This is a genomic window from Amycolatopsis sp. NPDC023774 (genome assembly GCF_040639695.1).
Taxonomy (GTDB): domain Bacteria; phylum Actinomycetota; class Actinomycetes; order Mycobacteriales; family Pseudonocardiaceae; genus Amycolatopsis.
The window spans coordinates 21,865-34,158 of sequence record NZ_JBFAAJ010000009.1; the positions used below are offsets into that span (position 1 = coordinate 21,865).

Consider the following 12,294-nt stretch of genomic DNA (forward strand, 5'->3'; position numbering starts at 1 on the left):
GCGATGTGCGCCCACGCGGGCAGCCCAGGGCTCACCGACCGGGTGAAGTTCCGGACGGTCCGCGAGGTCGAGGAACACCGGCCGGCCCGGCCGCGGCAGCGAGGCGGTGACCTTGATCGGCGACGCGGCGCACCTGGATGTCGCCGTTCGCCGGTGAAGGCGCGAACCTGGCGATGATCGACGGTGCCGAGCTGGCCTTGGCCGTCGTCGAGTCCGGCGGGGACGTCGAGGAGGCCCTTGCCCGCTACGAGAAGGCGATGTTCCCGCGCAGAGAGGAGGCGGCGCGGGGCTCGGCGGAGAACCTGGTGACGATGTTCGTCGCGGACGCGCCCGACGGTCTGCTCGCGGTGTTCGAAGGGCAGTGATATTCCTTCGACCGCTATGGTGAAGATCATTACGCTCGGGGGCTCGTGCGACCCGGGGGGATGATTGGCGTGCGGAGCCGTGGTGGGGCGGTGCTGCTGGCGGCCTTGGTGGTCGACTCGATGGGCAACGGGTTGTTCCAGCCGCTGTCGGTGCTGTTCTTCGCGAAGCTGACCACGGTGCCGTTGGCGCTGATCGGCGTGCTGCTCAGCGCGGCGAACGCGCTGACGCTGCCGGTGCCGCTGATCGCCGGGCGGCTGGCCGACCGGATCGGTCCGTGGGTGCTGGTGGTCGCCGCGCAGTGTGCGCAGGGGCTCGGGTTTCTGCTGTTCACGCTTGTGACCGGGCCCGCCGGGATCTTCCTCACCGCCGCGCTCGTGGCGGTCGGGGTGCGGTTCTTCTGGTCGTCGGTGTTCACGGCGGTGACGGATTTCGTCGACGGCAGCGAGCAACCGCGGAGCAAGGACTCCTGGTTCGCATGGATGAACGTGACCCGCACGGCCGGGCTGGCCGTCGGCGGCCTGGTCACCGGCGTCGTGGTCACGATCGGCACCCCGGCCGCGTATCGAGCGATCGCTTACGGCTCGGCGATCTGTTTTCTCTGCGCGGGTGTGGCGATCGCGGTGCGTGTGCGGGCGCCGCGGCGCGCGGCGAGTGAAGCCGGCGGATACCGGGGGATGCTGCGGGCACGGCCGTTCCTGGCCTTCACGGGGCTCAACACGGTGTTCGCGTTGACGAGCATGATGCTGGCGCTGGGGTTGCCGGTGTTCGTGACGGTGGGGCTGCACGGCCCGCCGTGGCTCGCGCCCGCGATGCTGGTCGGCAACACCGTGCTGCTCACGGTCCTCACCGCGCCGGCGGTGCGGCTGGTGTCGCCGCTGCGCCGGACGCGAGTGCTGATGGCCTCGGCGGTGCTGTGGGCGGCGTGGTGCCTGGCGTTCGCGCTGCTGGCGCCGGGGCCGCTCGGGTGGGTGGTGCCGGTGCTGCTCGGCGCGACGTTCCTGTTCACCGCGGCCGAGACCGTCCACGGTCCGGTGTCGCAGTCGCTGGCCACGGAGCTGTCGCCGCACGGCGCGCGAGGGCGTTACCTGGCGGTGTTCCAATACTCGTTCGCGGTCGCGAGCCTGGTGGCGCCGGCGTTTTTCACCACGTTGTTCGAGGTCGGGTACTGGCTGCCCTGGCTGGTCCTGGGCGTGGTGAACGTGTTCGCGGCGCTGGCCATGCGGTTGCTGGAGCGCGTGATCCCCGTCGCCGCTACTACTTAAGGATTACGCGGGACGAGCCGTGGAGCCGATTCGGGCCGGCAGCGCGCGCTCTCATACTGGACCCATCGCGTCCGATGTGGACCGACGACAACCAGGGAGAGGACCGATGACCATCCCCACCGCACTGGCCGCCGCAGCCCAGGACGGCCCCCACGCCGCGAACATCGCCGTCGTCGTCGGGATCATCGCGTTGATCCTGATCCCGGTGGTGTTCTTCCTCGCCGCGCTCGTCAGCGTGCTCGGGAGCCCGCTGCGCGGCGGGATGAAGCTGGTGTGGGTCGTGTTCGCGTTCTGCGCGCCGTTCCTCGGGCCGCTGCTGTGGTTCCTGGTGGGTCGGCGCAGCGCCGAGGCCGGAGCGTAGAGCCAAGTCTGTCGGGGACGAAGGCGGCGGACGGGTTCCTGAACCCGTCCGCCGCCTTCGTCAGCTCACCTGAAGGTCGACGCAGGAGTAGAACGCGTTGGCCGTGTCGGCGACGTTCCAGATGGCCAGCACGATCTGGCGGCCAGTGCGGTTGCCCAGGTTCACCGAGTGCGACACGGTGGCCGGCGGCACCTGGCCGTTGCCGCTGAAGCTCGCGATGCGCGTGTTGCCGATGTAGTACTCGTAGGTGCTGGTCTTGTGCCGGGCGGTGAACGTCCAGTTGAACGTGACCGTGCGGCCGGTCGCGGTGGCGCGCCAGGGCTTGCTGTTGTCGTTGAGTTCAGCGAAGCGCGCGACGCCGCCATTGCAGGTGCGCTGGCCCTTCGCACCTTCCACGCTCTGCGGTTCCCACTTGATGTCGCCGCAGGACACGATGTTCTGCGCGCATTGCGCTTGCCGGCTCGCGGGCGCGTTGACGTAGCCGTGGGCGCTGGCCGTGCCCACCGGGCCGACCAGCACGATCACGGGGGCGATCGCCGCACCGGCGAGGGCGGCCACGAGCTTGCGGTTCGTTTTCATACCGGGCTCCTTCGACAGCGGTGCCCGCTCCCACGGATGGCCTTGGACGGGCGCGCTCGAGCCGCCGCGTGGGAGGTGCGCGGGCGGGAGTGGGGGAATGTGGTCTAGACCATAGGCGAATCGGGCGTTTCGGTCAAGATGTCGCAAACTTCTGGAGTAGAGGGACGCCTTCGCCGGGCTAGTGCATACTGTATGCAGTTTGCTAGCCTGGGCGCGTCCGACCGCTTCGTTTCGTCGAACACGGAGGCTCTCGCCGCGATGTACACCGTCACCGACCCGGCCACGGGTGAACTGATCGAGCAGATCGAGAACGCCACCGACGACCAGGTGCGCGACGCGATCGCCCGCGTCCACCGCGGCTACCTGTCCTGGCGGGAACGGCCGGTCGCCGAACGCGCCGAGATCGTCGCGCGGGCGGGCGAGCTGTTCGCCGAACGGTCCGACGAGCTCGCCGCCATCATGACCCTCGAGATGGGCAAGCGCGTCAACGAAGGCCGCGGCGAGGTGGGCATCGTCGTGGACATCTTCTCCTACTACGCCGAACACGGCCCGTCCCTCATTGCCGACGAGCCGCTGAAAATTCGTGGCGGCGACGCCGTCATCCGGAAAGAGCCCATCGGCGCCCTGCTCGGCGTGATGCCGTGGAACTTCCCCATGTACCAGGTCGCGCGGTTCGTCGCGCCGAACCTGGTGCTGGGCAACACCATCCTGCTCAAGCACGCGTCCATCTGTCCGCGCTCGGCCGTCGCGATCGAGGAGGTCCTGCACGACGCCGGCGTGCCGGAGGATGCATACGTCAACGTTTTCGCCTCGTCGCGCCAGGTCCCGTCGATCCTCGCGGACCCGCGCATCGTCGGGGTTTCGCTGACGGGCAGCGAACAGGCCGGCATCTCGGTGGCCGCCGAGGCGGGGCGGAACCTGAAGCGCTGCGTCCTCGAACTGGGCGGCTCGGACCCGCTGATCGTCCTCGACACGGACGACTTGGACGAGACGGTGAACGCCGTGGCCACGGCCCGCATGCGCAACTGCGGGCAGTCCTGCAACGCGCCCAAGCGGATCATCGTGGTGGGGGAGCTGTACGACTCGTTCGTGGAAAAGCTGACCGCGCGGGTGGCCTCGTTCTATCTGCCCGGTGACCCCGCCGACCCTTCGACGAAGCTCCCGCCCCTGGCCTCGGTCTCCGCCGCCGACGAGGTCTTCGAGCAGGTCGAGACGGCCGTTCGCCAGGGCGCTGTGCTGCGGACGGGCGGACACCGCGTGGAGGGCCCGGGTGCGTACCTGGAGGCCACCGTTTTGACCGGTGTGACACCGGAGATGGACGCCTACCGCGACGAAATCTTCGGGCCGGTGTTCCTGCTCTTCCCGGCTTCTTCCGACGAGGAGGCCATCTCCATCGCCAACGACTCGCCCTTCGGCCTGGGCGCCAGCGTTTTCGGCACCGACCCGGCCCGCATGCGCGCGGTGGCGAACCGGATCGAGTCGGGGATGGTGTATTTCAACAAGTCGGGTGGGTCGCAGGCCGATCTGCCCTTCGGCGGGATCAAGCGCTCGGGGATGGGCCGGGAGCTCGGGCCGTTGGGGATCGAGGAGTTCATGAACAAGAAATCCATCCGGCTGTGAGCTGCCGGGTTGTGATTCGTCGCCCTGCCAGGCCGTCGTCAGGCCGTCGCGGCTTCGTCCGTGGCGGCCTGGTTGTCGGTGTCTGTTTGTTCGCTTTTCGGTGTGGGTGCTGGGCATCAGGCCGGCATCGATGTGCCGGCGGACCCTCCTGCCCGGCGGAGGCGTTGTCGAGGCCGGGGCGCGTATTCGAGCCGAAGTTGATCTACCCTGGGCATGCGCGTGCTGCGAACAGGGTGGGTGGATCGTGACCTTCGAACTTCAATCCGACACGAGCGCGGCGGCGTGGCTTGCCCGGGCGGGCACGCCCGGCGAGCAGTTGCTTCTCTTCGGCCCCACCGGCTTCGAGGCCTACGCCCGGTTGCGGTTCATCCCGGACCCGGAGCACCCGGGGCAAGCAGAGGCCGACGTACAGCCGCCCGCAGGCCACGAGTCCGACATTGACCAAGCACGGAGGGCCCTGCGTGAACTCGGCCGGTTCACCGAGACGCCCGACGAGTGCTGCTTCTGCGTCTGGGAGGGGTATCCCGACGTGAAGCCGCCAACAGGCGAGGTGCCCCTGCTGACCCTGCCGCACCGGCGCTACTGGGTTCTGAGGGGAGCGCTCGCGGACCTCGGCGAGTGGGAAAACGAACTAGGCACAGGGCACCCCATCGCGCCGCCGGCGTTCGTCTGGCCGGCGGACCGCGCGTGGTGCTTCGCCAGTGACGTCGATCCGCACTGGGCTGGGATCGGGGCGTCAAGCCAGGCCGTCGAGAGCCTGGTCAAGACACCGGGGATCGACGTCGTCCGGGCGCAACCGGAGGACTGCCAGCCCTTCTACCGGTGATCGGGCCGCAGCAAAGAACCCAGCCAGCCCGCGAAAACCACCTGCGTCTCAGCCAGCACGGCAGCCTGATCCGAAGCCGAAGCGATCATCCGCGCCGCCTCCATCACCGCGCTCAGAATGAGCTGCGCCAAAGTGCGGAGAGGCATGTCCACGATCAAGCCGGCCGAGTGTGCCTGAGTAAGCGCAGAGACCAGCAGTCCCAACCCGTACTCACCCTCGATCTCGCGCCAGACGTCCCAGCCGAGCACCGCCGGGGCGTCCGTCAGGGAAATGCGCTGGACCTCCGGGCGCAGGCAGGCCTCCAAGAACGTGCCCAGCGCCGTGGTCATGCCGGCCAGGGGATCGCCGGACGCTGCCATCACCGCCGAGACCTCAGCCGTCAGCTCGCGTTCGACCGACTCCGCCACCTCGCGGAACAGGCCCAGCTTGTCGCCGAAGTGGTGGTAGAGCGCACCGCGCGTGACGCCGGCCGTGCGCGTGATCTCTTCGGCCGGCACGTCGTGGTAGCCGCGCGTGCCGAAGAGCTCGCGGGCGGCGCCGACGAGGGCCGCGCGCGTGCTGTCGGAACGTTGCTGCTGAGTGCGTCTCACCCGGCCTAATCTGCCATGACGCTCGCGAACTCGACGATGTGCCCGGCGAGCACCTCGGGCTGGTCCTCCGGGACGAAGGTGTACGAGTCGGCGATCTCCACCACGCGAGCGGACGGCAGCAGTTCGGCCAGCCGGTACGCGAAGCGCACGGGGAACAGCTTGTCCTCCGAAGCCCAGGCCAGGAGCACGGGCCGCGAAAACGACGGCAGTTTCTCCGCCGCCGCCAAGGTGTGCCGGGGGTTCACCGAGCGCAGGAGCTTGCGCAGGTCGCGCCGCACGCCGGAAGACCGGCGCAGGCGAAGAAGGTAAGACTCGGCCACGGAAGGCGGCAACGGTTTCTTCGCCACCCACCCGAACAACAGCGGCAACGGCCACAACGCCCGAACCCGCATCAGCTGACCCAGCACGGCCATCGCGCCCGGTACCTTCGCCACCACCGGCAACGGCTTGAAGATCGGCGGGAAGAAGTACTCGAAGCTGTCCGACGGCGTCAGCACCACCCGCCCGACTCGCGACGGGTAGCGCGAAAGCAGGATCTGCGTCACCGCGCCGCCGGTGTCGTTCGCGACGAGCGTGACGTCGTGCAGGTCGAGTGTCTCGAGGAAGTCACCGAGCAGGGTCGCCATGCCCGTAGCGCTCAGGTCGGCGTCGGCGCGCATGGGAATCTCGTGTGCGCCCATGGGCAGATCCGGGGCCAGGCAGCGGAAACCGGCCTCGGTGACGGCGGGCACGACCTTGCGCCACAGCAGCGCGTTGGTGAGCACCCCGTGCACGAAGACCACGGGCCGCCCTGTGCCGCGTTCGTAATAGCGCAGCTCGCCCTGCGGCCAGGCGGATGCGGTGGTCCCGTCCGAGTGAGGAAGTCATGCGCCCAAGGTACATACATACAGTCTGTATGTAAATGTGGTCGCGGACAGAACTGTGCCCGTCGCACCCGGAAGCCGGGTGCGACGGGCACAGGAGGATGGTTCAGGAAAGTTCGGCGGCCAGCTGCGAAACGCCCCAGCGCAGGTCCTCTTCGGACACCACGAGCGGCGGCGCCAGCCGGATGGTGCTGCCGTGCGCGTCCTTCGCCAGCACGCCCCGGCGAAGCAGGCCTTCGCAGACGTCCCGGCCCGTGCGGCCGCGCACGTCGATGCCGGCCCACAGGCCGCGCACCCGCACCGCGTCGACCGCGGACGAAGGCAGCGCGGAGAGCAGAGAAGCGAACACCCGGCCCAGCTCGTCGGCCCGGCGCTGCGGCTCACCCGTCTTCAGCTTCCGCACCACCGCCGTCCCCACAGCGCACGCGAGCGGGTTGCCGCCGAACGTGCTGCCGTGCTCGCCCGGCCGGAACACGCCCAGCACGTCGCGGCGCGACACCACGGCCGACACCGGCAAGATCCCGCCGCCCAAAGCCTTGCCCAGCACGTACATGTCGGGCACGACATCCTCGTGGTCGCACGCGAACGTCCGCCCGGTCCGCCCGAGGCCCGACTGGATCTCGTCGGCCACGAACAGCACCCCGGCCTCGGTGCAAAGAGAGCGAACCTCACGCAGGTACCCCGAAGGCGGCAGCACCACACCGCCCTCGCCCTGGATCGGCTCGATCAGCACCGCCACGGTGTCCTCGTCCACCGCGGCCCGCAACGCCTCGGCGTCGCCGAACGGCACGGTCACGAACCCCGGCGTGAACGGCCCGTGGTCGGCGGTGGCCTCGGGGTCGTCCGAGAACCCGACGATCGTCACCGTCCGGCCGTGGAAGTTGCCGCCCGCCACCACGATCTTCGCGCGCCCGGCCGGCACGCCCTTCACGCGGTAGCCCCACTTGCGCGCCGTCTTGATGGCCGTCTCCACGGCCTCGGCGCCGGTGTTCATCGGCAGCACCATCTCCATGCCGCACAGCTCGGCGAGCTCGGAGGCGAAGGTGCCCAGCTGGTTGTGGTGGAAGGCGCGGCTGGTCAGGGTCAGCCGGTCGAGCTGGGCGTGGGCGACGGCCAGCAGCTCGTCGTCGCCGTGGCCGAAGTTCAGGGCGCTGTAGCCCGCGAGCAGGTCGAGGTAGCGCCGGCCTTCGACGTCGGTGACCCACGCGCCCTTGCCTTCCGTGAGCACCACGGGCAGCGGGTGGTAGTTGTGGGCCAGCGCGGCTTCGGCGCGTTCGATCTCTTCGCCGGTGATGGACATTTCTCTCCGCTTCGAAAAATCAGACGAGGGTTCCGGCCGGCTGCGAGGCCGCCGGCTCGGGATCGGGTTCCGGCGCCGGCCGGTCCGGGCGGCGCCGGACCTTCTTCGGCCGGTCGAGCAGCTCGGCGACGCGGGAGAGCCCGAAGTTGATGACGATGTAGATGACCGCGGTGAAGGCATAGGTCTGCACGAAGTTGGCGTTGTACTCGCCGATCACCTGCCCGTCGCGCAGCAGCTCCGGGTAGCCGACGACGTAGCCGAGGCTCGATTCCTTCAGCGTGCGGATCACCTGCGTGACCAGCGCCGGTCGCAGCGCCCGGAACACCTGGGGCAGCACGACGAGCACCATCGTCTGCCCGCGGCGCAGGCCGATCGCCGCGGCGGCGTCGAACTGGCCGCGGTCCAGCGAATTGATGCCGGCGCGGACGATCTCGGCGAAGACCGCCCCGGCGTGCAGCACGATCGGGATGGTCAGCACCCAGAACGGCGGGAGGTTCCAGCCGAACATGGGTAGGCCGATGAGGAAGAAGTACACGAGCAGGATCAGCGGGATCGCGCGGAAGAGCTCGATCACGCCGGCGCACGGGATCGAGACCCACTTGTGCGTGGACATCCGGCCGAGGCCCATCAGCGTGCCGAACACCAGGGAGATCGCGGCGCCGGTGAGGCCGACCTCCAACGTGGTCAGCAGGCCCTGCAGGAGGTACCGGATGTTCGACCACTCGATGAGCGGCGCCCACAGGCGCGCGGTGAGCTGCTGCACGTGGGCGAGCTGCGCGAGGGCGCCGCCGACGATGCCGATCAGCGCGATGACGGCCACGACGGTGGCGATCTTCAGCCGCTTCTGACCTCGGGGGCCGAGTTCGTCGAAAAGGGCGGGGGAGCGCGACTTCATCGTCGGATGCGAACCTTCCGTTCGACGACGCCGGTCAGCTGGCCGATCGTCAGGGTGATCAGGAGGTAGCCGATGACCGCGGCGATGAAGGTCGGGATCGGCTGGGCGAAGTCGAGGTTGAACTGACGCGCCGAACCGGTGAGCTCCTGCACGCCGACCGCCGCGCCGAGTGCCGAACCGAGGCACACGTTGATCAGGATGTTGCCCAGCGGCTGCACCATCGACCGGAACGCCTGCGGCAGCACGACCTGTCGCAGGACGCCGGAGAACGTGAGGCCGATGGCGCGCGCCGCCTCGATCTGGCCGAGCGGCACGCCGGCGATACCGGAGCGCACCGTTTCGCAGATGTAGGCGCCGAAGTACAGTCCCAGCCCCAGCACGACCGACCCGAACAACGGGACGGTCGCGCCGAGGTAGGGCAGGCCGAAGACCACCATGACCATCACCAGCAGCATCGGCGAGTTGCGCAGGCAGTGCACGTAGAACCCGGCGGCCGCCCGCAGCGGCCCGATCGGGCTGACGCGGCAGACACCCAGCAGGGTGCCGATCACCAGCGCCAGCGGAAACGCGATCGCGGCCAGCTCGAGGGTCGTCAGCAGACCGGTCAGCAGCTCACCGAGATGCGCGAAGAGCACGGACATGGGGTCTCCGATTTCGGGGTTCGGCTCAGACGCCGGGGACGGAGCCGAGCTTCGGCGGGGCGGGCGGCGGGGTCTTCAGCAGCTTGCCGACGGTGCCCTGCCAGAGCTTGGTCCAGGTGCCGTCGGCCTCGATCTTCTGCAGGAACTCGTCGACGACCTGCTTGAACACCGGGTCGTCCTTGGGCTCGCCGATGCCGAAGGGGTTGGAGCCGAACGTCGCGTCCAGCAGCTTCACGTCCGAGCGCGTCTGGACCGCGCCGAGCAGCGAAGCGTTGTTCAGCGTCACGGCGTCGGCGCGGCCCTGCTCCACCGCGGCGATGCACTGCGCGGTGGTGTCGAACAGCACCGGCTGCGCGGTCGGCACCGCGGTGACCAGGGCGGTCTTCGCCGCACCGGACTCGGTGGCCACCTTCTTGCCCGCGAGGTCCTTGGCGCTCTTGATCGTGGTGTCCGTGGACTTCACGATGATGCCGCTGGCGGCCATGTAGTACGGGCCGGAGAAGTTCACGAGCTTGGCGCGCTCCGGCGTCATCGTGTACGTCTGGATCGCGACGTCGATCGTGTGGTTGCCGAGCAGGCCCTCACGGGTGTCGGAACCACCGCTCTGCATCTTCGCCGACGGCTTGCCCAGCAGGTACTTCGCCAGCAGGTCGGCCATGCCGGCGTCGAAGCCGGAGATCTTGCCGGTGGCCGGGTCGAGCTGCGAGAAGCCCAGCGTGTTGCGGCTGCCGGCCCAGACCAGCTCGCCGCGCTGGCGGATCTTGTCCAGAACCGGCGAGTGCGGCAGGTTCTGGCCCACCGGCGCGCCCGCGACGGCCTCGTCCTGGCTGATCATCTTGGCGACGTCGGCTGCGGCCGGCTTCGCCGCGGCGCCGCCGGGGGCCGTGGCCGGGGCGCTGCCGCACGCGGCGAGCAGCGCGCCCGCGACGACCACCGCGCCGACGGCGGCGGTCATTCTGGTCAGCTTCATTGCTTTCTCCTTGTCACGGTGGGGAAATTCAGTGCTGGAGGGACTAGTGCTGGAGGACTTTGGACAGGAAGTCCCGCGCCCGGGCGGTGCCGGTGCGGTCGAAGAACTCTTCGGGGGTGCCTTGCTCGGCGATGCGGCCTTCGCTCATGAAGACCACGCGGTGGGCGGCGCGGCGGGCGAAGCCCATCTCGTGCGTGACCACGACCATCGTGGTGCCCTCCGCGGCCAGCGAGGTCATCACGTCGAGGACCTCGCTCACCATCTCCGGGTCGAGCGCGCTGGTCGGTTCGTCGAACAGCACGATCTTGGGGTTCATCGCGAGCGCCCTGGCGATGGCCACGCGCTGCTGCTGGCCGCCGGAGAGCTCGGCGGGCAGTTTGTCGGCCTGGTCGGCCACCCCGACGCGGTCGAGCAGCCGTCGTGCGGTTGCTTCGGCCTCACGCTTGGGAATCCCGCGGACGCGGATCGGCCCGAGCGTCACGTTCTCGAGCACGCTGCGGTGCGCGAAGAGGTTGAACGACTGGAAGACCATGCCGACGTCGGCCCGCAGCCGCGCCAGGTCGCGGCCCTCGGCGGGCAGCGGCTTGCCGTCGAGCGTGATGGTGCCGGAGTTGATCTTCTCCAGGCGGTTGATGCAGCGGCACAGGGTCGACTTGCCCGACCCGGACGGGCCGAGGATCACCACGACCTCGCCCTGGTGGATGTCGAGGTCGACGTCGTGCAGCACCTGCACCTCGCCGTAGCTCTTGTTCACACCGCGCAGACTGGCGAGCACGGGTCCGGGCATCAGTGACCTCCGGGGCCGTCGTAGAGCTGCCAGGGCAGCAGTTCGTAGTCGTTCTCACAGGGGTTGCCGATCGCCACGCGGTACTCGCCGCTGGTCAGGTCGACCAGGCTCGAGGCGATCGTTTTGTAGCGCTTGAGGTCAGGGGTCCGGTCGTCCGGGTGGGCGCACACGCCGTCGGGGTGCCCGACGTGGTCGCTCATCGTCGTGGCGACGACCTTGCGCACCTCGGCGGAGCTGGTGGCCGTGCGCGCGGACGCGAGCCCGCGTTCGATCACCTGCACGCGGTAGAGCGAGTCCACCGGGAACACGCGGTGGGTGGCGGCGATCCGGTCGGGCACGCCGTACTGGTAGTGGTTGCCGTGCACCAGCATTCCGTGGGACGGCAGGCCCCAGCGGTGCACGACGGGGGTGGTCTCGTAGTCCACCGCGACGCCGCCGCGGTGGGTCACCAGCAGGTTGGTGGCGATGTGCTGGTGGACGTCGAAGGGCACCTGCAGGGCGCTCTTGAGGTGGTCCTGGTCGAGGATCATCCGGCGCAGCACCGGCTGCGGGATGCCGATCGGCGTGCCGAACGCGCCGTTGAGCCCGTTGGCGTTGAGCGCGATGCCCGCGGAGTTGGCGCCGTGACGGCCGATCTGGCCGGCCTCGACCTGCATGATGAGGGTGGGCTTGGGGGGCTGGACCACGCGCAGGAGCACCACGGTGTCCTGCGTGCCTTCACGCCAGTCCCAGTTCTGTCCACAGTAGACATGGCCGTCGCCGGTCGCCTCGGGCAGCAGAGCGAAGGAGGAACAGCCGTCGGCCGGCTCTTCGTTCTCGGCGACTCCGGGGTTGAAGGCGCTGTCGTTGTTGCGGACGATCTCGCCGCGCGCGTTGAGCGCAAGGATCTCGTCGGGGTGCACGCCGGCGCCGTCGGCGATCGCGTCCATCTCTTCGAGCAGGTGCGGTGCGACGGCGGCGACCGGTGTGCGCCAGCGCCGGGCCGAGGCCTGCACGTCCGTCCACTCCAGACCCGACGCAAGCCGGAAAGCCTCGCGGTAGTAGGTGATCGACGTGCGGATCTCTGCCCTGGCGGCCTCTCCGTAGGCGAGTCCCCGTTCACGGGGGCCACCTTCGATCTGGACCAACCGGACTGCCATGAATACCTCTTTCCCGGTGCTGGCGATTCGTTGAAGGTTTGCGCTACATTCATCAGGAACTTGTAGTGGCAGCTACGGATAAGATAGACCGTGCT

The 12,294-nt window shown here is 69.2% G+C and carries 13 protein-coding genes and 1 pseudogene; 5 read left to right on the forward strand and 9 right to left on the reverse strand.

Annotation, left to right across the window (positions count from 1 at the left end; translation table 11 throughout):
* Positions 1-106: 106 nt before the first annotated feature.
* The 3 genes and pseudogenes from AB0F91_RS20360 to AB0F91_RS20370 all read left to right on the forward strand — a co-directional run.
* A pseudogene (locus tag AB0F91_RS20360) lies at positions 107-365 on the forward strand (FAD-dependent monooxygenase); the annotation flags it as partial.
* Between the two features lie 60 nt (positions 366-425).
* A complete protein-coding gene (locus AB0F91_RS20365) occupies positions 426-1,628 on the forward strand; it encodes an MFS transporter (protein WP_360599275.1) in 1,203 nt (400 codons plus the stop codon).
* A 106-nt stretch (positions 1,629-1,734) separates the two neighbouring features.
* Entirely contained in the window at positions 1,735-1,989 is a 255-nt protein-coding gene (locus AB0F91_RS20370; protein WP_360599277.1) for a PLD nuclease N-terminal domain-containing protein, read from the forward strand.
* 60 nt (positions 1,990-2,049) lie between these two features.
* Here the strand turns inward: AB0F91_RS20370 and AB0F91_RS20375 are convergent, their stop codons facing one another.
* Entirely contained in the window at positions 2,050-2,568 is a 519-nt protein-coding gene (locus tag AB0F91_RS20375; protein WP_360599279.1) for a lytic polysaccharide monooxygenase auxiliary activity family 9 protein, read from the reverse strand.
* Positions 2,569-2,760: 192 nt separating this feature from the next.
* Here AB0F91_RS20375 and AB0F91_RS20380 point away from each other — a divergent pair, with 192 nt between their 5' ends.
* Entirely contained in the window at positions 2,761-4,188 is a 1,428-nt protein-coding gene (locus tag AB0F91_RS20380) for an NAD-dependent succinate-semialdehyde dehydrogenase (RefSeq protein ID WP_360599281.1), read from the forward strand.
* A gap of 244 nt (positions 4,189-4,432) precedes the next feature.
* The gene (locus AB0F91_RS20385) at positions 4,433-5,014 is read left to right on the forward strand and encodes a hypothetical protein (RefSeq protein WP_360599283.1); all 582 of its coding nucleotides are present in this window, start codon (positions 4,433-4,435) and stop codon (positions 5,012-5,014) included.
* Here the strand turns inward: AB0F91_RS20385 and AB0F91_RS20390 are convergent.
* From AB0F91_RS20390 to AB0F91_RS20425, 8 genes are all read right to left on the reverse strand, one after another.
* Positions 5,005-5,604: a TetR/AcrR family transcriptional regulator gene (locus AB0F91_RS20390; RefSeq protein WP_360599285.1), complete on the reverse strand. Its 600-nt coding sequence runs from the start codon at positions 5,602-5,604 to the stop codon at positions 5,005-5,007. The genes AB0F91_RS20385 and AB0F91_RS20390 overlap by 10 nt on opposite strands.
* A gap of 5 nt (positions 5,605-5,609) precedes the next feature.
* Positions 5,610-6,386, reverse strand: a complete 777-nt coding sequence (locus AB0F91_RS20395; protein ID WP_360599287.1) for an alpha/beta hydrolase — start codon at positions 6,384-6,386, stop codon at positions 5,610-5,612.
* Positions 6,387-6,573: 187 nt separating this feature from the next.
* Positions 6,574-7,767 carry an ornithine--oxo-acid transaminase gene (gene rocD, locus AB0F91_RS20400; RefSeq protein ID WP_360599289.1) on the reverse strand — a complete coding sequence of 398 codons (1,194 nt, stop codon included), beginning with the start codon at positions 7,765-7,767 and terminating at the stop codon, positions 6,574-6,576.
* Positions 7,768-7,786: 19 nt separating this feature from the next.
* Positions 7,787-8,662 carry an amino acid ABC transporter permease gene (locus AB0F91_RS20405; RefSeq protein ID WP_360599291.1) on the reverse strand — a complete coding sequence of 292 codons (876 nt, stop codon included), beginning with the start codon at positions 8,660-8,662 and terminating at the stop codon, positions 7,787-7,789.
* A complete protein-coding gene (locus AB0F91_RS20410; RefSeq protein WP_220243445.1) occupies positions 8,659-9,303 on the reverse strand; it encodes an amino acid ABC transporter permease in 645 nt (214 codons plus the stop codon). Before AB0F91_RS20410 ends, AB0F91_RS20405 begins: the two co-directional genes overlap by 4 nt.
* 25 nt (positions 9,304-9,328) lie before the next feature.
* Positions 9,329-10,273, reverse strand: coding sequence for a transporter substrate-binding domain-containing protein (locus AB0F91_RS20415; protein ID WP_360599293.1), 945 nt, complete (start codon positions 10,271-10,273; stop codon positions 9,329-9,331).
* 43 nt (positions 10,274-10,316) lie between these two features.
* Positions 10,317-11,060 (reverse strand): amino acid ABC transporter ATP-binding protein, encoded by a 744-nt coding sequence (locus AB0F91_RS20420; RefSeq protein ID WP_360599295.1) that lies wholly within the window; start codon positions 11,058-11,060, stop codon positions 10,317-10,319.
* The gene (locus AB0F91_RS20425; protein WP_360599297.1) at positions 11,060-12,199 is read right to left on the reverse strand and encodes a C45 family peptidase; all 1,140 of its coding nucleotides are present in this window, start codon (positions 12,197-12,199) and stop codon (positions 11,060-11,062) included. Before AB0F91_RS20425 ends, AB0F91_RS20420 begins: the two co-directional genes overlap by 1 nt.
* Between the last annotated feature and the right edge of the window lie 95 nt (positions 12,200-12,294).